Genomic DNA, 23149 nt, shown 5'->3' with positions numbered 1-23149 from the left:
TGTCACTTCCAATGCGATGACGGTGTCCTGATCGTCATCCAGCGACACGCGGCCAGCCACGCATCGCACTCCATGCTTCGCGCGCCTGGCCTACTCGCCAAAGCTCACGCTAGCGGTTCCACTGCGTCAGCAACTGCGTGCAATCCTGCAACCGCCAGTCGGCAAGGCCGGGCCATGGATCGCCGGGTGTGTTGACCAGCACGGTGCAGGCACCGACTGCACGGCCGCAGGCCAGGTCGTTGTGGTGATCGCCGACCATGACCAGTGCTGTGCCCCCCACTGCCCAGCGTTGCGCAAAATACTGCAAGCCATCGGGTGCGGGTTTGGGGGCGGCCTCATCGCGGCCGACGATGTCGTCCCAGGCGAATGCATCGTGCAGGCCGATCGCCTGCAATGTCACCTGCGCCAATGCGCGCGCATTGCGGGTGAGCATGCCGAGCCGGCATCCGGCTGCCTGCAACGCACGCACCAGGGCCACTGCACCGGGCGCAGGCTGTGCGGCCTGTGCGAGTTCACGCTCGTGCTCAAGCAACCAGGCGTGTTTGGCTGCGGCCTGCTCGGCCGGCAGCGATGCCAGGTGGTGCAGGATGTCCGCCTCGGGCGGGATCTCCAACGCGCGTCGGATCAACGCGAAATCGTGCACCGCTTCGGTCAGCGTGCCGTCCATGTCGAATACCCAGTGGCGGTAGCCGGACAACGCGGGCGAGATCTGTGTGATGGCCATGGCGTCCATACGTGAGGAGACTCCAGAGATGGTTGAGGCAACGCCGCAAGCCGTCAGGGAACGCACATCGCGCACTCACCCGAATGGACCGGCACCTCATGCCGATGCAGTACGCCGACTGCGCAGCTGTTGCCGTGCAAGGGCGGTGCGCCTACTTCCAGCCCGGCATCTGGGTGGTATCCAGGCCACCCACGTCGAACTCTGCCGTGCGTGTGCCGCCGGCTTTCACCGGGAACGCGATGCTGATGCGCTTGGCATTGCGCACCAGCTTCCACAGCGCCTTGTCGTCGTCGATGAACATCGCGATCGCTTCATCGGTGTCGGGGCGGTGCGCGGCCATCGGGCGTGCTGCGCCACCATCGGCCGAGACCTGCACCTTGCAGCCGCCATAGCAATTGAAGTCGCCGGCCTTGAGCACGAGATAGCTGTGACGCTTCCACTGCGGGTGATCGCGGAACACCAGGCTCACCGGCTTGGGGCCGCTGCCGTCGACATCCACGCGGCTCTTGGCATCGATCATCGCCGAGCGCTGCGTGCCGCCCTTGGCCGGCACCTGCGAGTACTGCCACAACGCCTGCATGCGGCGCAGTTCGCGCGCCTGGTCGCCCTTGGCCTTGATGTCGGCATAGCCGGGTTCGATGCGTGTGGCCGCCGCGGTACCGGCGTAGCCTTCCAGCAGTGCGGCGCCATGCGCGCGTGCCATGTCCCAGTTACCGGCCTTCACCGCCTCGTCGTATTGCTTGGCGAGTGCATCGGCCTGTTGTTGCTTGGCCTGCGCCTGCGCGCTTGCCTGCGCCTGACGCTGCGCCTCGCGGTCGGTACAGCCACTCACTGCAGCGACGCACAAGGCCGCGCTCAGCAGATACTTCATCGTCGACTCCGGAAGGCATGAAAGGCAGCGGCAACGATACCAGCCTGCCCGCGACAGCCGCGATCAAACGGCCACACAGCGTAGGAGCGCACCCGGGCGCGATCAACCTGCGGCACGCCGTAGGAGCGCACCCGGGCGCGATGGAGCATTCCCGGTAAAGCCACGTCGCGCCCGGGTGCGCTCCTACGACGGCGATTGCAGGGCGCGATGCTGCCTGCACGATGCAGCAAGGAAAGCGGCGGGAGGGCGTCTACAACGCCCTCCCCTGCCATTACGGCTGCGGCTGCGCCGGCGGTGCCGCCTTGGCCTTGGCGATCATCTCGGCCACCGATGCGGTGGTGATCGGGTGGTAGCTGGGCTTGGCCTTTTCGAAGGCCTGCTCGGCGAAGGCGATGCCGTCCGGGGTCTTCAACAATTCGGCGTAGATCGGCAGCACCAGCTTGCGGCGGCCGACGCGTTCGATGAACTCGCCTGCAGCGGGGCGCGCATCGGTGTAGCCGCTGCGGATCGCCAGCGGATACCAGCGCATGGCGATTTCGCCGTTCGGGGTGCCGGTGAAGTGGTAGGTCTCATCCAGCTGCTTGAGCTGCTCGGGCTTGAGCGTGGCGCCCATACCGCTGAGGAAGTGCACCCATTCCTGCGTGCCCCATTCGCCGGTGACCTGCTTGCTCGGCAGCGTGCCGCTGCCGCTCCAGGCGATGCGTGCGGTGTCCACGATCGAGAAGCTGCGCGAGCGTGCCTTGGCGGCGAAGGCCGGGATGCCCGGCTGCTTCAACCACGCATCCACCTCGGCCGCGCTGACCGTGTTGGGATGCTTGTCCAGCAGGTTCTTGTTGAGGTAATCGACGAACTGGTCGGTGGTGGCGCTCTGGAACGCATGATCGTCGAACCAGCCGCGCAGGAACGGGTCGAACACCTCGCGGCCGAAGCGCTGCTCCAGGAACTGCAGGAACCACGCGCCCTTGACGTAGGCCACCTGGCTCAGGGCTTCGTCGGGGTCGCGCTCGGCCAGCGGCGGCAGCGCCAGCGCCTGGTCGGCCGGCGCCATGTCCTTCACTTCGGCCAGCAGGTCGCCCTGGTCGATCTCGCGCTCCATCTCGGCCATCTCCACGCCATACAGCGCCTCGGTGATGCGGGCCTGCACGTAGGTGGTGAAGCCTTCGTTGAGCCAGATGTCCTTCCAGCTGGCATTGGTCACCAGGTTGCCGGACCAGCTATGCGCCAGTTCGTGCGCGACCAGCGAGACCAGCGACTTGTCGCCGACGATCACGGTGGGCGTGGCGAAGGTCAGGCGCGGATTCTCCATGCCGCCGAACGGGAACGACGGCGGCAGCACCAGCATGTCGTAACGGCCCCAGCGATACGGGCCATACAGCTTTTCGGCCGCACCGATCATCTTTTCGGTGTCTTCGAATTCCTTGGCGGCCTTGTCGGCCATGGCCGGCTCGGCCCAGACGCCCGAGCGCGCGGAAATCGGCTTGAACACCACATCGCCGGCGGCGATCGCCAGCAGATAGGACGGAATCGGCTCGGGCATCTTGAAGCTGTAGTCGCCGTCGCGCGCGGCCTTGGGGTCGTTGTCGGCGCTCATCAGCACCATCACGTCCGGGCGCGAGGTCACATGCGCGCTGTAGGTGAAGCGCACGCTCGGGGTGTCCTGCAACGGCACCCAGCTACGCGCGTGGATCGCCTGCGACTGGCTGAACATGAAAGGCAACTGCTTGCCTTCGGTCATCGACGGCTCCAGCCACTGCAGGCCGGAGGCGGTCGGCGCGGTGTGATAGGTGATCACGACCTTGGCCGGCTGATTCGGCGCCTCGATGGTGAGCTTGCTGCCGAAGGTCTTGTCGGCCGGCGCCAGCGCGAACTGCAGCGGCGCCAGCGTGCCCTTGCCGTCGTCGGCCTGCACCTGCGCAATGCTCAGCTCGCGCGTGTCCAGCACCAGCTGCTTGGCGGCCTTGTCCTTCCATTCCAGCGTGTAGGTGGCGGTGCCGCCGATCTGCTTGGCGTCGAAATCCAGCTTCAGGTCCAGCGCCAGATCCTTGATCACCACCAGCTGCGGCTGGGCGTAGGAGCTTTCGTCGTGGTTGCGGGCGTCTGCTTTCACGGGGGCCTTGGCAGTGGTGGCCGGCGCGGCGGTGCTGGCGGCCGGCGGCGTGGACTCGTTGGAACAGCCGGCCAGCGCAATGGACACGGCCAGGGACAGCGACAGGAACGGGAAGCGCATCGACGGCACCGCAGCAAGGGAATTGGGCATTTTAACGCCCCGGGCGGTTGCCTGCCCGTGCGGCCGATGGCGAGCACGTGCCGGCCGCTCAACCCGCGCCGGCTGGGGACACCGTGCATGTCGCTGGCCGCATCGGCGCGGGCCTGGCGCAGCAACCGCAGTGATGGCGTGACGCATGCCGCCCATGCGCGGCGTGCACCCGCCTGCGGCCCGGCCGCCAGGCGATTGCCGGATCGCCTAGACCACCGGATGGCTGCGCGGGCTGTCATGCCCGTCGCGTACCAGACGCCGGCCACCGGAGAACTTGGCGCGATACATCGCCGCATCGGCGCGGCGATACAGCTCGGTGGCATCTAGGCCACGCTCGCACACCGCGCTGCCGGCGCTCACATGCAGCGGCGCCTCGTCGGCATCCTCGCGTTCGAGCATCGACAGCCACTGATTGAGCTTGAGCGTGGCGTCGTCCTCGCTGGCATGCACGCCGATCAGGAACTCGTCGCCGCCCCAGCGCCCGATCCAGTCCTGCGCGCCCAGCCAGCCGTAGGCCGATTCCACCAGCCTTACCAGCACGCGATCGCCGGCCAGATGGCCGAAGCGGTCGTTGATCGGCTTGAGGTTGTCCATGTCCAGCACGAACAGCACGAACGGCCAGCCTTCGCGCTGCGCGGCGGTGACCGAATCGCGCATCGCCTGTTCGCAGCCGCGCCGGTTCAAGGCCTCGGTCAGCGGGTCGAACAAGGCGTGCTTCTTCAGATCGCGCATGCCTGCATCGATGCCGCGCAGGCTGCGATTGATGCCACGCAGCAACCGCCCCAGTTCGTCGTCGCCATGTTCGGGCAGGCTGGGCAGACGTTGATCGGCGTAATACGCATCCAGCGCGTCGGCGGCGATGCGCAGCGGTGCGAGCAGGCGATACAGGGCCGACAGGGTCGCCGCGGTGCCAGCCAGCGTGGCCAGCAGCGCCACGATCACCACCGACCACAGCGGGCGCCCGCTCAACTCGCTTTGCGCGGCCAGCCAGGCGATCAACAACAGCAACGGCAGGTGGATGCCGACAAAGGTCACCGCCAGCAGCTTGGCGCTGAAGGAGCGGGGAAACACGCGCGACAACCCTGCGTACAAGCGCATCCACGTCTCCGGCAAAAGAGCGCCTAGTGTCGCCGACCGTCAGTGGAGCCAACGCGACGGGAGTCTCAAAAGTTTGTCGGCAAACGCACCTGCGCACAGTGCAATCGTGCGGCAAGCGGACACGAGCATGGCGTGCTCGTGCGATGTCCGACGCGGGATGTCCGGCGCATGCTGCGCGCCGGACCGGACGCTCAGATCACGCTGCGTCGGATCCGGGTCAGATCTTGTAGCCGGAGTGGATCGCCACGATGCCGCCGGTCAGGTTCTTGTAGTGGCAACGCGCAAATCCGGCCTCACCCATCATGCCCTTGAGCGATTCCTGCGGCGGGTGCTTGCGGATGCTTTCTGCCAGGTACTGGTAGCTGTCGGCGTCGCGCGCGAACAGCTGGCCCAGCCTGGGCAGGATCTTGAACGAGTGGAAGTCGTAGATCGGCTTGAACCAGTCGGCGGTGACTTCGGAAAACTCCAGCACACGCGCCTGCCCGCCCACCTTCAACACGCGATACATCTCGCGCAGCGCGGCGTCCTTGTCGGTGACATTGCGCAGGCCGAAGGAAATGGTCACCAGATCGAAGCTCTGATCCGGGAACGGCAGCGCCTCGGCATTGCATTGCACGTAATCGAAGCCGGCCACCAGGCCGCGGTTGGTGAGCCGGTCACGGCCCACCGACAGCATGCCGGCGTTGATGTCGCCCAGCACCACCGCGCCCTCGTTGCCGACGCGCTCCTTGAGCAGCACGGCGATGTCGCCGGTACCGCCGGCCAGGTCCAGCACACGGTCGCCCGGCTTCACCTGCGCGGTCGCCACGAAGTAGCGTTTCCATGCGCGGTGCACGCCCAGACTCATCAGATCGTTCATCAGGTCGTAGTTGCGCGCGACCGAGGTGAACACTTCGCCGACCAGCTTCTGCTTGTCCTTGGCAGCGACGTCGCGGAAGCCGAAATGGGTGGTACCGGAGGTATAGGGGGATTCGCTCATGGGCGGATTATCGCACTGCTGACGCCGCCATGACCGCAACCGGACCACAATCGCTGCCTTCCCTGCGACCGGCCCTGCGAGCCCTGCGTGCACGACAAGTACGTCCAGCGCGACTGGCAGCCCCACGAGAAGCCCACCCTACCCGGGTCGGCCTCCACCCCCCTGCACTCCACCCGGCGCCGCATCCAGTACGGGCTGGTGGGCGTGGTGGTGGCGCTGACCGGCGGGCTGAGCAATGCGCTGGTCACCGCCAACCTGACCTATCTGCAGGGCACGCTGGGCGCCTACGCCACTGAAATGGCCTGGCTGCCGGCCGCCTACGTGATGACCAACATGTCGGCCAACCTGCTGCTGGTGAAGTTCCGCCAGCAGTTCGGGCTGCGGCGCTTCACCGAGATCTTCCTGGCGCTGTATGCGGTCATCGCCTTCGCGCATCTGTTCGTGCACAGCCTGAGCTCGGCGATCACCGTGCGTGCCGCGCACGGATTGGTGGGCGCCGCGCTCAGCTCGCTGGGGCTGTATTACGTGATCCAGGCGTTCCCGGCCAAATACCGGCTCAAGGCGGTGGTGACCGGGCTGGGGGTGACCCAGCTGGCGCTGCCATTGGCGCGGGTGTTCTCCACCGATCTGCTGGAATTTGCGCAGTGGCAGGGCCTGTACCTGTTCGAACTGGGCCTGGCGGTGTTCGCGCTGGCCTGCGTGCTGGCGCTCAAACTGCCGCCCAGCGACCGCTATCGCGTGTTCGAGCCGCTGGATTTCCTCACCTTCAGCCTGTTCGCGGCCGGTTCGGCCGGGCTGGCGGCGGTGCTGTCGCTGGGGCGGCTGCTGTGGTGGACCAGCACACCGTGGCTGGGCGTGGTGCTGGCGGCCTCCATTGTGCTGCTGTGCACGGCGGCGTGGATCGAGCACAACCGCCGCAACCCGATGATCAACACGCGCTGGCTGGCCAGCGGCGACATGCTGCGGCTGGGCCTGGCGATCCTGCTGATCCGGCTGGTGCTGTCCGAGCAGAGCACCGGCGCGATCGGCTTCTTCCAGACCCTGGGGCTGGCCAACACGCAGCTGCAGACCCTGTTCGCGCTGATGTTGCTGGGTGCAGTGGTCGGCGTGGCGGCCAGCGCGTGGCTGATCAATCCGGCGCGGGTGGCCGAGCATCTGATCATTGCAGTGGCGGCGATCTGCATCGGCTGTTTCATGGATGCCGATGCCACCAGCCTCACCCGCCCGGAGCAGATGTACGTCAGCCAGTTCCTGCTCGCCTTTGGCAGCACCTTTTTCATCGGCCCGGCGATGGTGGCCGGGCTGGGTCGGGTCATCGCGCAGCCGGGCAACCTGATCAGCTTCATCGTGCTGTTCGGCATGGCACAGAACATGGGCGGCCTGCTCGGCAGCGCGCTGCTCGGCACCGTGCAGGTCGTGCGCGAGAAATATCATTCCAGCCAACTGGTCGAACATCTGGCATTGACCGACCCGCAAGTGGCCGCGCGCGTGCAGGCCTATGCCGCGCTGTACGGCCGCAGCATCGGCGACCCGGCGCTGCGCCAGGCCCAGGGCGTGCGCGCCCTGGGCAGCGTGGCCACGCGCGAAGCCAATGTGCTCGCCTATAACGACGTATTCCTATTGATCGGCTGCATCGCCATCGCCACCGGGCTGTGGATCCTGTCCGTGCTGGTGTGGCGGCGTTATCTGCGCCCATCCGCTGCGTCCCCCTCTCCTGCTTCCACCGCGCGCCCATGAATACACCTGCAGCTTCAACCTCTCCTGCCGATCTGCAACGCCGCAGGCGCCGCCGCATCGGTGGCGTGATCGGCTTCGGCGGGCTGGCCCTGCTCGGTGTCGCCCTGGTGCTGTATGCATGGCGCCTGCCGCCGTTCGTCAGCGCCGTCGAGCGCACAGAAAACGCGATGGTGCATGGCCAGATCACGGTGATCGCGCCGCAGGTCAGCGGGTATGTCACCGAGGTGCCGGTGCAGGACTTCGCCCACGTCAAACACGGTCAGTTGCTGGCCAGGATCGACGACCGCATCTATGCCCAGCAGCTCGAACAGGCCAGGGCGCAGCTGCAGACCGCGCAGGCCAACCTGTCCAACTGGGACCAGCAGCGGCATAGCGCCGATGCCACCATCGCCGAACAACGCGCCGCACTGAGCAGCAATCAGGCCCAGCGCGACCGCACCCGCTCGGCGTATGCGCGCGCGCAGCAGCTGGCCGAGCAGAAACTGGTATCCGAACAGGATCGCGACACCGCCTTCGCCGCACGTGCGCAGGCCGATGCCGGCGTGGCGCAGGCGCGCGCCGCCGTGCAGGCCGCCGAGGAGAACGCACGCAGCGTCACCGTCAATCGCGCCGCCCTGGAAGCGGCGGTGGCCAATGCGCAAGCGGCCGTGCAACTGGCGCAGATCAATCTGGACAACACCCGCATCCTGGCCCCGCGCGATGGCCAGCTTGGTCAGCTCGGCGTACGCCAGGGCGCCTACGTCACCAATGGCACGCAGCTGATGTCGCTGGTGCCGGACACGTTGTGGATCGTGGCCAATTTCAAGGAAACCCAGATGGCCAAGATCCGCATCGGGCAACGCGCCAGCTTCACCGTGGATGCGTTGGACAATGCGCGCCTGCACGGCCGTGTGCAGGAAATCTCCCCGGCCGCCGGCTCGGAATTCAGCGTATTGCCGGCCGACAACGCCACCGGCAACTTCGTCAAGATCGCCCAGCGCATTCCGCTGCGCATCAGCGTCGATCCGGACCAGGCGCTGGCACCGCGGCTGCGCCCGGGCATGTCGGTGGTGGTGGCGATCGACACCGACAGCGCGGTCGACTGACGCGACGCAGCCGCTATCATGCGGTGATGTCGTCCCTGTCCCCACCCTCGCTGCACTGGCAGTGCCTGCGCTTCGACCAACTGAGCACCACGCAGTTGTACGCGCTGCTGCGGCTGCGCTCGGATGTGTTCGTGGTGGAGCAGCAGTGCGCGTATCCGGAGCTGGATGGCAAGGACAGCCTGCCGGGTTTACTGCATCTGCTCGGTAGCACCGACGACGGTGCGTTGGCCGCCTATCTGCGCGTGCTACCGCCCGGTGTGAGTTACCCCGAGCCGAGCATCGGCCGGGTAGTGATTGCCGCCACGCAGCGCGGCCACGGCTTCGCACACGCATTACTGCAGGAAGGCTTGCGGCTGGTGCACCGGCAGTGGCCCGCCAGCGCCGTGCAACTCGGTGCGCAGGCGCACCTGCAGGCGTTCTACGCCGCACACGGTTTCACGCCCTCGTCCGCACCGTATCTGGAAGACGGCATTCCCCACATCGACATGCTGCGTCGCGCCGACGCCGCCACCCAGGAGCCTGCATGATCACCACCCCCGACTACCGCGCACTGCTCGACACCGCCATTGCCGAAGCCCGCCAGGGCCTGGCCGAAGGCGGCATCCCGATCGGCGCGGCGCTGTACCACAACGACGGACGTCTGCTCGGTTGCGGCCACAACCGCCGCGTGCAGGAAAACGATCCCTCCGTGCATGGCGAAACCGATGCCTTCCGCAAGGCCGGCCGGCAGCGTCGCTACAAGGACACCATCATGGTCACCACGCTGGCGCCGTGCTGGTACTGCAGCGGGCTGGTGCGCCAGTTCAATATCGGCACCGTGGTGGTCGGTGAGTCGGTCACCTTCCAGGGCGGCGTGTCCTGGCTGCGCGAGCACGGCGTTACTGTCATCGACCTGCAGAGCCAGGAATGCATCGACCTGCTGGGCGGCTATATCTCGGCCAACCCGGACGTGTGGAACGAGGATATCGGCGAGGACTGAGCGGTTTGGGTGCAGCGGTTTGGCTGCAGAGCGCTTGATCTGCGGCTTGGCTGCGAGGCCCTTGCCCGCCCACCATCGCAGGACACGCCGCAAGTACGTCCATGTAGGCTCTTACGCGGCATCCATGCCGCGTAAGGTCCCGCGACGGTGGGCGGGCAAGGACCAAGTCGAGATGGTCGGTGTGCTTGCTTAAGAGCAGTAAGGGCAGTGCGTGATGCGCGCCGTGACCCTGATGCGCCGGCTCGAAGTCCGACGCACGTTCGGCAAACAGTTTTTCACGCGGCCACCGACCAACTCTCTAGTGCGGTGCCCTCGCCGTCAGAGGATATAGCGGCTCAGGTCCGGGTCCTGCACCAGCTCGCCGAGCTGCGCATCGACATAGGCCGCATCGACCGTGACGCTCTGGCCGTCGCGATCCGGCGCCTCATAACTCAGCACATCGAGCAGACGCTCCAGCACCGTGTGCAGGCGGCGCGCGCCGATGTTTTCCTGCCGCTCGTTGACCTGCGCGGCGATCTCGGCAAGGCGCTCCACTGCATCGGCGCCGAAGGTCAGGCGCACACCCTCGGTCTGCAGCAGGGCTTCGTACTGCTTGATCAAGGCCGCCTTGGGCTCGGTGAGGATGCGCACGAAATCGGCCTTGGTCAGCGCGGTCAATTCGACACGGATCGGGAAACGACCCTGCAATTCGGGAATCAGATCGCTGGGCTTGGCCAGATGGAACGCGCCGGAGGCGATGAACAGGATATGGTCGGTCTTGACCGTGCCGTACTTGGTCGACACGTTGGAACCTTCCACCAGCGGCAGCAAATCGCGCTGCACGCCCTCGCGACTGACATCGCCGCCATTGGAGCCGGCTTCGCCACGCTTGGCGACCTTGTCGATTTCATCGATGAACACGATGCCGTGCTGCTCGCAGGCTTCGATCGCCGCCGCACGTACGTCGTCTTCGTTGACCAGCTTGCCGGCTTCTTCTTCGATCAGCAGCGGGCGCGCGGCCTTGATGGTGAGCTTGCGCTTCTGCGACTTGCCGCTGCCCAGGTTGGAAAACATCTGCCGCAGCTGCTGGCCCATTTCTTCCATGCCCGGTGGGGTCATGATGTCCATGCTGGCGTTGACCGCCACTTCCAGCTCGATCTCGCGCTCGTCCAGCTCGCCGCTGCGCAGCATGCGGCGGAACTTGATGCGGGTGTCGTTGTCCTGCGCCGAGGGCTCGTTGCGCGCCGCTTCCGGATCGAACCCGATCCCGGCCGCACGGCGCGGCAGCAGCGCATCCAGGAGGCGGTCTTCGGCGCGTTCTTCGGCCTGGTTGCGCACGCGCACCTTGGCCTGTTCGCGATACAGCTTGACCGAGGTGTCGGCCAGGTCGCGAATGATCTGTTCTACATCCTTGCCGACATAGCCGACCTCGGTAAAGCGCGTGGCTTCGACCTTGACGAACGGCGCATTGGCCAAGGTGGCCAGACGCCGCGCGATCTCGGTCTTGCCGACGCCGGTCGGGCCGATCATCAGGATGTTCTTGGGCATCACCTCGTTGCGCAGCTCTTCGGGCAGCTGCATGCGGCGCCAGCGATTACGCAGCGCGATGGCAACCGCACGCTTGGCATCGTGCTGGCCAACGATATGACGGTCGAGCTCCTGCACGATTTCGCGCGGAGTCATGGTTGAAGTATCGGAATTTGGCATTGGGGAATCGAGAATGGGGAAAGGGGAATCGCAAGCGCGAAATCAAGAGCCTATATCGTCGGGGTGGAACCAAAACCGCTGTTGCGATTCCCGATTCCCCACTCCCGATTCACAGCTCTTCGACCACCACATTGCGATTGGTATAAATGCAGATATCGCCGGCGATGTTGATCGCTTCGGTGGCGATGGTCTTGGCATCGAGCTCGGTGTGCGCCAGCAGCGCGCGGGCAGCCGACAGGGCGTACGAACCGCCCGAACCGATGGCGATGATGCCGTCTTCCGGCTCGATCACGTCGCCGGTCCCGCTGATGATCAGCGAGGTTTCCTTGTCGGCGACCGCAAGCAGCGCTTCGAGCTTGCCCAGGCGGCGCTCGGTGCGCCAATCCTTGGCCAGCTCCACGGCGGCACGGGTCAGTTGCCCATGCTTGTCGAGCTTGGCTTCGAACAGCTCGAACAGGGTGAACGCATCGGCGGCGGCACCGGCAAAACCGGCCAGCACCTGACCCTCACGGCCGAGCCGGCGCACCTTGCGCGCATTGCCCTTCATGACGGTGTGGCCGAGGGTGACCTGGCCATCGCCGGCAACGGCGACATGCCCACCACGCCGAACCGAGATGATGGTGGTGGCGTGAACGATGTTGGGGTTCTGGCTGGGGTCCATGGGTCCTCCGGGGGTTTCCAATGAGGTGGGGACGCCCCTGCCGGGTTCAAGCATGCTGCGCGCATGCGGCGCGGGCGACTGATGCAGCGCGCTCAGACGGCAGACAGCATGCGTCTGCGCTCCCGGTACGCAGGCATCGAGCAGCCGCACACGAGAACGATCGGGAGCGTGGTGTGCGCTTCGGGATGAACCGGGGGATCGTCGCCGGCGCGGAGACGCTGCTGCGCAAACCTGTCACCGCAGTATGCGGCCGTCATATGCGCATCACTGCAAGAAACGCTCCGGCCCGAATAACCACGCAGGCCCGCGCATGGATCCGCGTACAAGCGCCGATGCCTGCGCTCCAGCCCCTCTCCGAATGGGAGAGCGGCTCTAGAGCGGCGATTCGCACGCGGCGGTACTTCAGAGAAGTGGTTAACCGCTACGCGCAACACACGCCGCGCCACTCACTCAGCAGCTTTCTTGCGCCTGGCGCGCGGATGCGCAGCGTCGTAGACCTTGGCCAGGTGCTGGAAATCCAGATGCGTATAGATCTGCGTGGTGGCGATGTCCGAATGGCCGAGCAATTCCTGCACGCCGCGCAGGTCGCCGGAGGATTCGAGGATGTGGCTGGCAAAGCTGTGCCGCAGCATATGCGGATGCACGTCCTTGAACATGCCCTGGCGCACTGCCAGTTGCTTGATGCGGATCTGCACTGCGCGCTGCGAAATCGCACCGCCGGCGCGGCCGGGGAATACATGCGTATCGGCACGCCCGCCGCTGTCGCGCAGCCATTCGCGCAGCGCGCCGATCGCATGCGAACCCACCGGCACCAGACGCTGCTTGCCGCCCTTGCCGAGCACCATCACCAAACCGCTGTCCAGATCCAGGTCGCGCCAGCGCAGCGCGCAGAGCTCGCTCAGGCGCAGCCCGGACGAATAGAACAGCTCCAGCAAGGCGCGATCGCGCAGGCCCAGCGGCGCGTCGGTGGGCACCTCGACCAGACGCACCGCTTCATCGGCATCGAGCACCTGCGGCAATTTGCGTGGCGCCTTGGGTGCACGCATTGCCGCCGCCGGACTTGCGGCAATGCGGCCATGCTTGAGCAACCAGGCGTAGTAACTGCGGCATGCCGACAGGCGACGCTGCAGGCTCTTGGGCGACAACCCGCGCCGGTGCTCGGCCGCAACGAACTGCCGCAACTGTGCGCTATCGAGCTGCGCCACATCGTCGATGGCCTGTTCGCCGGCCCAGCTCACCAACGCAGCAAGATCGCGCTGGTAGGCATCCAGCGTATGCGCAGACACCTGCCGCTCGACCTGCAGGTATCCCAGGAAATCGTCGACCGACGCCACCTCAGACTCCCCGCTGCCGCACCATCGGCGCGGCCATCCAGCGCAGGCTGCACGCATCGGCGCACCCTGCACGGCGCATCATGTGTCGAAGCGCTGCAAGGCCACGCCCAGGGACTCGCCCATCATGCGCAGGAACAAGGTGCCCATGCCGGGATAAAAGCGGTTGGCGTCGCTGCTGCCGACCGCAATCAGGCCAATGCCGGGCAAGGGCAGCAGCGCGGTGGATTGCACGTTGGCAGCCTGGTCGGCGTACAGCAGCGCGTGTTTTTCTGCCTGCAGGCGGCCGCAGATCGGCTCGCCGTCGCTCAGGCAATCGCGGAACGGGGCAAGCCGCGCATCGTCGGCGGCGATGATCTGCAGCCAGTCGGCCTCCAGGCCGGCGACCGGCTTGAGCAACACCAGCCGCACCAGTTCGCCATTGAAATCTTCCGCCAGCGAGGCGGCCATCGCCTTGAGCGTGTCGGCCGCGCTGGTCTGGCGCATCAGCGCCAGGGTCAGTTGATGCGTGCGTACCGCCAGGCGCTCGTTGTCCTGCGCGTTGTGGCCAAGCTCGTGCAGGCGCCGCGACAGCTCGCGGTTCTTGTCGCGCAGCACTTCCAGCTGATAGGTGGCCAGCGAGGCAGTGGGGCCGTCGTCGCGCGGCACCAGCAGACTCACCGCCAGATCCGGGAACTGCTTGAGGAAGGTCGGGTGGCGCCGCAACCAGGTTGCCACTTCGTGCGCGCTGAATGTGTCCGTGTTCTCGCTCATCAGTTCCACTCTCCATCGAAGACGAACACGGCCGGGCCTGACATGACGACTTCCTGTTGTTCGCCGGCCCAACGGATGCGCAGCTCGCCGCCGGGCAAGGACACCTGCACGTCGCGCTCGACACGGCCACGCTGCATCAGCACCACCGCCGCCGCGCAGGCACCGCTGCCGCAGGCCAGGGTTTCGCCGACGCCGCGCTCGAACACGCGCAGGCGCACATGCGTCGGGTCGACCACCTGCACAAAGCCGACGTTGACCGAATCGGGGAACGCGGCGTTCTGCTGCAACAGGCCGCCGACGCGTTCCACCGGCGCCGCCTCCACCCGCCCCACTTCCACCACGGCATGCGGGTTGCCCATCGACACCGCGCCAAAGCGCACGGTTTCGCCATGCACCGGCAGCGCGTATTCCTCGCGCGCATGCGCAAAGCCGGCCAGCGGGATCTGCGTGGGCTCGAATTGCGGCACGCCCATCGCCACCGCATAGGTGCCGGCATCCAGACGCTGCACGCGGTGGGAGGTGAACGGGCTATCGATGACGAAGTCATCGCCCTGCGCGGTGCCGTCGCGCACCAGCCAGGCCGCCACACAGCGCGCGCCGTTGCCGCATTGGCGCGCGGCCGAGCCGTCGGAATTCCAGATGCCGTACGCGGCCACCGCCTCGCTGCTGCGCGGGGGTTCGATGGTCAGGATCTGGTCGCAGCCCACCCCGAAATGGCGGTCGGCCAGGCGTGCGGCCAGCGCGGCATTCGGCGGCGGCGTGCCGTCGCGCAGGTCCAGCAGCACGAAATCGTTGCCGGCGCCATGCATTTTGGTGAAACGCAGACGCCCGCTGCGGCCGTCAGCGCTCATTGCCGCTGCTAGCGGGCTGGTCGGTGGTGGGCGCGGGCTGCGTATCGGTGTTCACCGGCGCAGGCGCAGGCGAGGACTCATCCAGCGGTTGCGGCGCGTCCGGCGGCTGCAGCACCGGCTGGGCTTCCACCGGCACCGGCTTTTGCGGCATCACCAGCGGGCCCTTGTTGCCGCAGGCGGCAAGCAGGACAAAGGTCGCACCAACCAGTGCGAGACGAAGAGACGGTCGGGACATGATGCTCATGCCCGAAGTATAGCCAGAACACCCTGACTGCCGTGCGCTCAATGCGCAGCGGGCAGCGCGCGCGGTGGCGGCTCGGGGCGCAGCCACAGCCAGATCGCCACCACCGCCATGCTGCCGATCGACAGGCATTTGACCCAGAACACCGGCACGCACCACAGCATGATGCCGGCGCAGACGGTCATGGTGAGCGTGGCCATCCACTTGGCCTTGCGGCTGACCGCGCGATAGGTCTGCCACTCGACGATTGCCGGGCCGAAGCGCGGATGCGAGAGCAGCCAGTTGTGCAGGCGCTCGGAGCCGTGCGAGGCGGCCCAGGCGGAAATCAAAATGAACACGGTCGTCGGCAGGCCGGGCACGAAGATACCGACGATGCCGGTCGCCAGGCTGGCGTAGGCCAGCAACCACCAGGCCCAGCGGAATCGAGTCGGTCGCGTCATGGGTAAATGATACGGCCAGCGGGCGCAGAGATGGTCCGGGCATCCCCTTCTCGCACCGGGAGAAGGGGCCCCGAACCGCGGATAAGGGGACGTCTGCACGCAGGATTGGGCGGGTTTTGCTTACCAATCCCCAATCCCGACTCCCCAATCCCCGCCCCTCAACTACTTGACCCCGAGCTGATCCAGCACAAACGCATAGGACTCGGCGAGTTCGCGGTAACGGCGGAAGCGGCCGGACTTGCCGCCGTGGCCGGCTTCCATGTTGGTGCGGAACACGATCGGCTGGGTACCGGTGTTGTCGTCGCGCAGCTTGGCCACCCACTTGGCCGGCTCCCAGTACTGCACCTGCGAATCCCACAGGCCGGTACCGACGAACAGGGCCGGGTAGGCCTGCCTGGTCACGTTGTCGTACGGGGAATAGGACAGCATGTAATCGTAATAGGCCTTCTTTTCCGGGTTGCCCCACTCGTCGTATTCGTTGGTGGTAAGCGGGATGCTGGCATCGAGCATGGTGGTGACCACGTCGACGAACGGCACCTGCGCGACCATCACGCGGTAGTCCTGCGGGGCCATGTTGGCCACCGCGCCCATCAGCAACCCACCGGCGCTGCCGCCGGAAGCGGCGACGCGATCCTTGGCGGCATAGCCCTGTTCCACCAGGCCGCGGGTGACGTCGATGAAGTCGGTGAAGGTGTTCTTCTTGTGCAGCAGCTTGCCGTCGTCGTACCACTGGCGGCCCATTTCCTGGCCGCCGCGGATGTGCGCGATGGCATACACCACGCCACGGTCCAGCAGGCTGATCGCCGGCAGATTGAAGGCCGGGTCCATCGACATGCCGTAGCTGCCGTAGGCGTACTGGAACAACGCCGCAGTGCCGTCCTTCTTGAAGCCGCGCTTGTACACCAGCGACACCGGCACCTTGACGCCATCGCGCGCAGTTACCCAGACGCGCTCGGTGACGTACTTGCCGGCGTCGTAACCGATCACCGGCTGCTGCTTGAGCAGCTTGCGCTCGCCGGTCCGCGTATTGAGTTCGTAGGTGGTCGCCGGCGTGGTCAGCGAGGTGTAGCTGTAGCGCAACCACTCGGTGTCCGGCTCGGAATTGACCGCCAGGCCCATCGAATACGCAGGCTCGTCCGCCTTGACGTACTCATGACTGCCATCACCCTTGAGCAGGCGTACGCGTTCCAGCCCGCCGGAGCGCTCTTCGATCGCGGTAAACCCGTCGAACAGCTCGAAGTTTTCGATATAGACCTTGTCATCGTGCGCCACCCAGTCGGTCCACTGCTTGCGCGTGGTCGCATCGGTGGGTGCGGTCACCAGCTTGAAATTCTTGGCGCCATCGGCATTGGTGCGGATCACCCAACGGCCATCGAAATGCTCGGGGTGATATTCGACATCGCGCTCGCGCTTGGCCAGCAGAGTGAACCGCTCGGGATTGTCGGCCGGCGCATAACGCGTCTCCGACGACACAGTGCTTTCCACGCCGATGGTGATGTACTTGTCGTCGCGGGTACGGCCGATGCCCATGTAGAAGCTGTCGTCCTTCTCCTCGTAGACCAGCACGTCGTCCTTGGAGGGCGTGCCCAGCACGTGTTTCTTCACCCGCACGGTGAGCAGCGTTTCCGGATCGTTCTCGACGTAGAACAGCGTCTTGTTGTCGTCGGCCCAGACCACGTTGGCCGACACGCCTTCCACCGTATCGGGGTAGATCTGGCCGGTGTCCAGATTCTTGAAACGGATCGTGTACTGGCGACGGCCCACCGCATCGTCGGCCCAGGCCAGGATGCGATTGTCCTGGCTGACTTCCGCATCGCCGACGCTGAAGTAGCCTTTGCCCTGCGCCATCTGGTTGACGTCGAGCAGGATCTGTTCCGGCGCGTCCATGCTGCCCTTGCGGCGCGCCTGGATCGGGTAGTCCTTGCCGGCCTCGAAGCGCGTGTAATACCAGTAGCCACGCTCGCGATACGGCACGCTGGCGTCGTCCTGCTTGATGCGCCCGACGATCTCGGTATACAGCGTGTCTTCCAGCGGCTTGAGCGGCGCCATCACCGTGTCGGTGTAGGCGTTCTCGGCGTTGAGATAGGCCAGCATCGACTTGTCCTCACGCTTGTCGTCGCGCAGCCAGTAGTAGTCGTCGTTGCGGGTGGCGCCGAACGGGGCCTTGACCACATGCGGACGCTTGGCCACGTCCGGTGGCGGCGGGAGAGCTGCGAAGGCGGAAGGAACAGATGTGGTCATCAGGCTGGCGATCAGAAGGGCGAGGACAGGCTTCATCAGATTGGGGTCCGTTGGATGAACGCAATGCCATCCCAGCACCCGAGTGTGGAAGAGCCCGGCCGGGAGCGTCATGTGCCCGAGGTCATGCTGCTCTATCCTCTTCGGTATGGACTCCCTACATTCGCATGCCCCCCGCTACAGCCGCCGCAGCCAGGACATCGCGCCGTTTCATGTGATGGCGCTATTGGCGCGCGCCAATGCGCTGGAACAGGCCGGCCACGATGTGATCCACCTGGAGATCGGCGAACCGGATTTCACCACCGCCGCACCGATCGTCGCGGCCGGACAGGCCGCACTGGCGGCCGGACACACCCGCTACACCGCCGCCCGCGGCCTGCCCGCGCTGCGCGCCGCCATCGCCGGGTTTTACGCGCAGCGGTACGGCTGCGCTATCGATCCGGAACGCATCCTGGTCACTCCTGGCGGCTCCGGCGCATTGCTGCTGGCCAGCAGCCTGTTGGTCGACCCGCACAAACACTGGCTGCTCGCCGACCCCGGCTATCCGTGCAACCGGCATTTCCTGCGCCTGGTCGAAGGCGCCGCGCAACTGGTGCCGGTCGGCGCAGACACCGATTACCAACTGACGCCAGGCCTGGTCGACGCCTGCTGGAACGCCGACAGCGTCGGCGCACTGGTCGCCTCGCCGGCAAATCCCACCGGCAGCGTGCTGTCGCGCGCGCAACTGGCCGGCTTGTCGCAGGCGCTGCATGCGCGCGGCGGCCACCTGGTGGTGGACGAGATCTACCACGGCCTGACCTACGGCATGGATGCGCACAGCGTGCTGGAAGTGGACGACAGCGCCTTCGTGCTGAACAGTTTTTCCAAGTACTTCGGCATGACCGGCTGGCGCCTGGGTTGGCTGGTCGCCCCGCCCGAGGCGGTGCCGGAGCTGGAAAAACTCGCGCAGAATCTTTACATCAGCGCCTCCACGATCGCCCAGCACGCCGCGCTGGCCTGCTTCACGCCCGACAGCATCGCCATCTTCGAAGCGCGCCGCGCCGAGTTCCAGCAGCGCCGCGATTACCTGCTGCCCGCGCTGCGTGCACTGGGCTTGAACATCGCCGTCGAACCGCAGGGTGCGTTCTACCTGTATGCCGATATCAGCGCATTCTCGGACGATGCCCAGGCCTTCTGCGCACACTTCCTGGAGACCGAGCATGTTGCCTTTACTCCCGGCATCGACTTCGGCTTCCATCGCGCCAATCAACACGTGCGCATCGCCTATACGCAAAGCCTGCCACGTCTGCAGCAAGCGGTGGAGCGGATCGCGCGTGGGTTGGGTCATTTGTAAGCATCCGCAGCCTGATGCCAAGTCAGAACACCGCGATCCATGCAGCGTTTTGAGCACGAAGCCCTGGTCGGCGGTCCTCGCCTGAGCTTCGCTGCGAGAACTCTTTGCCACTGGCGCTAGTCCCGGAATTTCAGACCCGCGGAGCGATAGAACTGATCGATCGCCGCCACCGTGCGCAATGCGATCTTTGGCAGCATGGTGCGCTCGAACACCAACGCGAGGTCTTTTCGCTTCCTGCGTTCGGTGACCGCGATGTGGTGAAGCATCTCCCACTTCACTTGCTCCCTGGCGCCATCAAGGCCACCGCAGCGATGATGCTCGAACCAGGTTCGCCGCAAATAGCGCACCATGCTGGTCATCGTCGGGATATCCAGCAGAACAATGCCGGTTGCACGTGCCAGACGCTGCGGAAGGCAACCCAGATAGTTGCCTTCCATCACCCATTGCTCGCCAGCAATGGCGAGATCGTGGAGCGCAAAAAATTCCTGCCTGGATCGAGGTGTCCAGGCAGTGTTGGGCAGATGATGCAGCTGATCCAGATGCACACACACGCATCCGCGCGCCTGCCCGATCGCCTGCGACAACGTCGATTTCCCACTATTGGATGGTCCCAGGATACAAATCCGGGGTCCCAGATCGTCCAGCCTCATCCAGATGCTCCCGGAACTACGACCTCTTCTGCGCGGTACAGCCATCCAGATCGAAGAATTGCCGTGCAACGTCCAAGCGCTGGTCCTGCCTGGCCCGGTACCACACCGCTTCGCGCAGGTCGGGCAACAGAAAGTGCGCCGGTGCCGGTGCGCCCAGGCGCGGCACCTCGCTCAAGACGCGATAGTCCGCATCTGTACCGATATAGCTGACATCGCCCAACGGTCGCGGCCCGCCGTCGGGGTCTGGCGGATGCCAGCCCGGCGCAGTGACGTCGGTCGTCGAGGCCATATGCTGACTTCCGTCGCTGCCACCATTCCATGGCAGAAACCACGCATCCCGGCCGGAGCTTGTGGAGTGCAACCGCAACGCCAAATGTGATGGCCACTGTGGGCCGCTGGCGACCTGATGGAATTCGGCACGCACGTCGGGGTGATCACGCAGCACGTAGTGCGCATCCTGAGCAGCACAGCCGCTCAATGCCAAAGCAACCATCAGCGCCAGCATCGACCACTCTCCGACTAGATCAATCGATCGCAAAACATCCAAAACAATACGGGCACGCCGACCATTGCCGGCGCGCCCGTATCGGTACATCAACTCAATCCGCTAGCCGCTCCCACAGGAAGCTGTAGGCCAGCGCCGCCATATGCGCGGCCTGTGCGTTGTTGGCCGCGCCGCCGTGGCCGCCTTCGATGTTCTCGTAATAGGTCACGTCCTTGCCGGCCTCGATCATCTTGGCGGCCATCTTGCGCGCGTGGCCCGGATGTACGCGGTCGTCGCGCGTGGAGGTCAGGAAGATCACCGGCGGATAGGTCTTGCCCGGGTCGAACAGGTGGTACGGCGAGAAGGTCTGGATGAACTTCCAGTCGTCGGTGTCCGGGTTGCCGTACTCGGCCATCCACGAGGCACCGGCCAGCAGATGGCTGTAGCGCTTCATGTCCAGCAGCGGCACCTGCACCACCACCGCGCCGAACAGCTCCGGATACTGGGTCAGCATGTTGCCGGTCATCAGGCCGCCATTGCTGCCGCCCTGCACGCCCAGATGCCTGGTCGAGGTGATCTTGCGCGCGACCAGGTCCTTGGCCACCGCAGCCATGTCTTCGTAGGCCTTGTGGCGGTTCTGCTTGAGCGCGGCCTGGTGCCAGCGCGGGCCGTATTCGCCACCGCCGCGAATGTTGGCCACCACGTAGACGCCGCCCTTTTCCAACCAGGCGCGGCCCAGTCCGCCGGAATAATTGGGCGTCATCGAAATCTCGAAACCACCATAGCCGTACAGCAGGGTCGGCGCGCTGCCATCGAGCTTCAACGCCTTGGGGCGCACCAGGAAATACGGCACGCGGGTGCCGTCCTTGCTGGTGGCAAAGTGCTGCTCGATGCTGTCCTTGCCGGCATCGAAGAACGCCGGCATGGCCTTGAGCGGCTGCGGCGCGGTGCCCACCTCCACCCACGACAAGGTGGTCGGGGTCAGGTAGTCGGTAACGGTCAACCACAGCGCGTCGCTGTCGTCGCTGTCCACCGCGCTGACGTCGACGGTGCCGAACGCCGGCGCACCGACGAAGGCGCTCTTCTTCCAGCCATCCTGCCCAGGCGTGATCACGCTCAGGCGGTTCTTGACGTCTTCCAGCACGTTCAACACCAGGTGCGAACGCGTCCAGGCGATACCTGCCAGCGAGGTGCTGTCGGTGGGCTCGAACAGCACATCGAAGCTGCGCTTGCCGGCCATGAAGTCGTCAAAGCGCGTGGCCAGCAGCGAGCCGGCCTTGTAGGTCTTGCCGGCCACGGTCCAGGGTTCGCGCAGTTCCAGGGTCAGCCATTGCCGCTTGACCGACTTGCTGGCCGAGTTGGGCGCATCCACCTTGACCAGCTTGCCGTCGGCACCCTTGAGATACAGCTCCTCGTTGTAGAAGGCCAGCGTGCGGCTGACGAAATCGCGCTCGAATCCGGGCGTGTCGTCGTGCATCGCGGCGATGTACATGTCGGTCGGCTTGCCCTCGTACACCACCGTGGCGGCGCTGAGCGGAGTGCCGCGCTTCCACTGCTTGGCGATGCGCGGATAGCCGGAGCTGGTCATCGTGCCGGCACCGAAATCGGTGAACACGTAGACGGTGTCCCGGTCGATCCAGCCCAGCCCGCCCTTGGATTCGGGGCGGAAGAAGCCGTCCTTGACCCACTGCTTGTCGGCCAGATCGAACTCGCGGGTGACATCGGCATCGGCGCCGCCGCGCGACAGCGCGATCAGGCAGCGCTGGTAATCCGGGCGCAGGCAGTCGGCGCCGTGCCAGACCCAGTTCTCGCCTTCGGCCTTGTTCAGCGCATCCAGGTCCAGCACCGTTTCCCACTTGGGCGCCGGCTTGCGGTATTCGTCCAGCGTGGTGCGCCGCCACAGGCCGCGCTCGTGCTGCTTGTCCTTCCAGAAGTTGTAGTAGTACTCGCCGATCTTCTGCACGCCGGGAATCTTCGCGTCCGAATCCAGCACTTCGCGGATGCTGGTCTCCATCTGCTTGAAGGCCGGCGTGGCGGCCAGGCGCGCCTCGGTCTTGGCGTTCTGGGCCTTGACCCAGTCCAGCGACTTGGCGCCGGAAACATCTTCCAGCCAGGCGTAGGGATCGTTGGACACGGCGGTTTCCTCTGCAGAGACGGCGCCAGCGGTGATCAGACCGGCAACCAGGCAGATCGAGGCGAGTTTGGACATGAATGTTTCCGGGAGAACGAACGCCGGGAACGTAGCATAGCCCTCCGCCGCCCGACCCTGCCGAAGGTCAGGCCGCGCGCGCCTGTGTCGCCGCACGCGACGTGCTGCGTCGGCGTTGCGCCTGCGGCCCGCGCCGACGTGGCGCGCCGCGCCGCGCACCGGGCCGCACCAGTGCCGGCAACGCGAACCGGTGCAGGCTCCACCAGGCCAGCATCGGCATGCCGACCAGCCACAGCGGCAGCCAGCCGATCCACTCGCTGTGGCCGCGCGCGGCTGGCCACACCAGCACCAGGGCCAGGCCGGCCAGGGCGATCTGCCGGACCGGGCGCAGCACGCGCGGGTCGGGACGTTCGGAACGACGGGAAGGACGAATCGACATGGCGGCACTCCGTGGCAGGAAGGATGAGGACAGGCCGGCAGGATTGCCTGCGCCCATCTCACCGACTGCGACCTGGCGGCGAAAACCGGAGAGACCGCCTTGCCGGGTGCCGGCGCCGCGGTGCGATAACCATTGCCAAGCCGCCGATGGCGCCCTCTTCCGC

Annotated in this window: 21 protein-coding genes and 1 pseudogene; 5 read left to right on the top strand and 17 right to left on the bottom strand. The window is 65.9% G+C overall.

Annotated elements, in window-relative coordinates:
• Window positions 1–109: 109 nt before the first annotated feature.
• The 5 genes from AC06DU_RS03385 to ubiE all read right to left on the bottom strand — a co-directional run bounded on the left by AC06DU_RS03385 (window position 110) and on the right by ubiE (window position 5929).
• Window positions 110–733, bottom strand: a complete 624-nt coding sequence (locus AC06DU_RS03385) for an HAD family hydrolase (RefSeq protein ID WP_478203565.1) — start codon at window positions 731–733, stop codon at window positions 110–112.
• A gap of 142 nt (window positions 734–875) precedes the next feature.
• Window positions 876–1595 (bottom strand): hypothetical protein, encoded by a 720-nt coding sequence (locus AC06DU_RS03380; protein ID WP_102580431.1) that lies wholly within the window; start codon window positions 1593–1595, stop codon window positions 876–878.
• Between the two features lie 271 nt (window positions 1596–1866).
• On the bottom strand, window positions 1867–3822 hold the full coding sequence (locus AC06DU_RS03375; RefSeq protein ID WP_478204358.1) for a M1 family metallopeptidase: 1956 nt from the start codon (window positions 3820–3822) through the stop codon (window positions 1867–1869).
• A 237-nt stretch (window positions 3823–4059) separates the two neighbouring features.
• A complete protein-coding gene (locus AC06DU_RS03370) occupies window positions 4060–4950 on the bottom strand; it encodes a GGDEF domain-containing protein (protein ID WP_024940237.1) in 891 nt (296 codons plus the stop codon).
• A gap of 217 nt (window positions 4951–5167) precedes the next feature.
• Window positions 5168–5929 carry a bifunctional demethylmenaquinone methyltransferase/2-methoxy-6-polyprenyl-1,4-benzoquinol methylase UbiE gene (gene ubiE / locus AC06DU_RS03365; protein ID WP_016903622.1) on the bottom strand — a complete coding sequence of 254 codons (762 nt, stop codon included), beginning with the start codon at window positions 5927–5929 and terminating at the stop codon, window positions 5168–5170.
• 87 nt (window positions 5930–6016) lie between these two features.
• Here ubiE and AC06DU_RS03360 point away from each other — a divergent pair, with 87 nt between their 5' ends.
• The 4 genes from AC06DU_RS03360 to AC06DU_RS03345 are packed head-to-tail and all read left to right on the top strand — an operon-like array spanning window position 6017 to window position 9730.
• A complete protein-coding gene (locus AC06DU_RS03360; protein WP_024940236.1) occupies window positions 6017–7666 on the top strand; it encodes an MFS transporter in 1650 nt (549 codons plus the stop codon).
• A complete protein-coding gene (locus AC06DU_RS03355) occupies window positions 7663–8751 on the top strand; it encodes an HlyD family secretion protein (RefSeq protein WP_039523380.1) in 1089 nt (362 codons plus the stop codon). Before AC06DU_RS03360 ends, AC06DU_RS03355 begins: the two co-directional genes overlap by 4 nt.
• A gap of 26 nt (window positions 8752–8777) precedes the next feature.
• A complete protein-coding gene (locus AC06DU_RS03350; RefSeq protein WP_478203563.1) occupies window positions 8778–9278 on the top strand; it encodes a GNAT family N-acetyltransferase in 501 nt (166 codons plus the stop codon).
• Window positions 9275–9730, top strand: coding sequence for a nucleoside deaminase (locus AC06DU_RS03345; protein ID WP_016903626.1), 456 nt, complete (start codon window positions 9275–9277; stop codon window positions 9728–9730). Before AC06DU_RS03350 ends, AC06DU_RS03345 begins: the two co-directional genes overlap by 4 nt.
• Before the next feature lie 318 nt (window positions 9731–10048).
• On the opposite strand, the gene hslU is transcribed toward AC06DU_RS03345, so the two are convergent.
• From hslU to AC06DU_RS03305, 8 genes are all read right to left on the bottom strand, one after another.
• Window positions 10049–11416 carry an ATP-dependent protease ATPase subunit HslU gene (gene hslU, locus AC06DU_RS03340; protein WP_024940232.1) on the bottom strand — a complete coding sequence of 456 codons (1368 nt, stop codon included), beginning with the start codon at window positions 11414–11416 and terminating at the stop codon, window positions 10049–10051.
• Window positions 11417–11525: 109 nt separating this feature from the next.
• Window positions 11526–12077 (bottom strand): ATP-dependent protease subunit HslV, encoded by a 552-nt coding sequence (hslV, locus tag AC06DU_RS03335; RefSeq protein WP_005997221.1) that lies wholly within the window; start codon window positions 12075–12077, stop codon window positions 11526–11528.
• Between the two features lie 446 nt (window positions 12078–12523).
• Window positions 12524–13411, bottom strand: coding sequence for a tyrosine recombinase XerC (gene xerC / locus AC06DU_RS03330; protein WP_054591936.1), 888 nt, complete (start codon window positions 13409–13411; stop codon window positions 12524–12526).
• A 78-nt stretch (window positions 13412–13489) separates the two neighbouring features.
• Complete coding sequence (locus AC06DU_RS03325; RefSeq protein ID WP_016903630.1) at window positions 13490–14161, bottom strand: DUF484 family protein; 672 nt, start codon at window positions 14159–14161, stop codon at window positions 13490–13492.
• Window positions 14161–15012, bottom strand: coding sequence for a diaminopimelate epimerase (gene dapF, locus AC06DU_RS03320; protein ID WP_478203562.1), 852 nt, complete (start codon window positions 15010–15012; stop codon window positions 14161–14163). Before dapF ends, AC06DU_RS03325 begins: the two co-directional genes overlap by 1 nt.
• Window positions 15002–15256, bottom strand: a complete 255-nt coding sequence (gene lptM / locus AC06DU_RS03315; protein WP_478203561.1) for an LPS translocon maturation chaperone LptM — start codon at window positions 15254–15256, stop codon at window positions 15002–15004. Before lptM ends, dapF begins: the two co-directional genes overlap by 11 nt.
• A gap of 38 nt (window positions 15257–15294) precedes the next feature.
• Window positions 15295–15693 carry a YbaN family protein gene (locus AC06DU_RS03310; protein WP_046345683.1) on the bottom strand — a complete coding sequence of 133 codons (399 nt, stop codon included), beginning with the start codon at window positions 15691–15693 and terminating at the stop codon, window positions 15295–15297.
• A 162-nt stretch (window positions 15694–15855) separates the two neighbouring features.
• Window positions 15856–17970 carry a S9 family peptidase gene (locus AC06DU_RS03305; RefSeq protein ID WP_478203559.1) on the bottom strand — a complete coding sequence of 705 codons (2115 nt, stop codon included), beginning with the start codon at window positions 17968–17970 and terminating at the stop codon, window positions 15856–15858.
• A 109-nt stretch (window positions 17971–18079) separates the two neighbouring features.
• Here AC06DU_RS03305 and AC06DU_RS03300 point away from each other — a divergent pair, with 109 nt between their 5' ends.
• Window positions 18080–19264, top strand: a complete 1185-nt coding sequence (locus AC06DU_RS03300; RefSeq protein ID WP_478203558.1) for a pyridoxal phosphate-dependent aminotransferase — start codon at window positions 18080–18082, stop codon at window positions 19262–19264.
• A 308-nt stretch (window positions 19265–19572) separates the two neighbouring features.
• Here the strand turns inward: AC06DU_RS03300 and AC06DU_RS03295 are convergent.
• From AC06DU_RS03295 to AC06DU_RS03280, 4 genes and pseudogenes are all read right to left on the bottom strand, one after another.
• Window positions 19573–19848, bottom strand: a pseudogene (locus AC06DU_RS03295) (P-loop NTPase family protein); the annotation flags it as partial.
• Between the two features lie 82 nt (window positions 19849–19930).
• Entirely contained in the window at window positions 19931–20509 is a 579-nt protein-coding gene (locus AC06DU_RS03290) for a hypothetical protein (RefSeq protein WP_478203557.1), read from the bottom strand.
• A 4-nt stretch (window positions 20510–20513) separates the two neighbouring features.
• A complete protein-coding gene (locus AC06DU_RS03285) occupies window positions 20514–22607 on the bottom strand; it encodes a prolyl oligopeptidase family serine peptidase (RefSeq protein ID WP_478203555.1) in 2094 nt (697 codons plus the stop codon).
• A 67-nt stretch (window positions 22608–22674) separates the two neighbouring features.
• Entirely contained in the window at window positions 22675–22986 is a 312-nt protein-coding gene (locus tag AC06DU_RS03280; protein ID WP_024940223.1) for a hypothetical protein, read from the bottom strand.
• Between the last annotated feature and the right edge of the window lie 163 nt (window positions 22987–23149).

This window comes from Xanthomonas sp. NCPPB 3200 (assembly GCF_056393585.1).
Note: the sequence above shows the minus strand (reverse complement) of the source record. Positions and strands in the feature narration are given on the sequence as shown.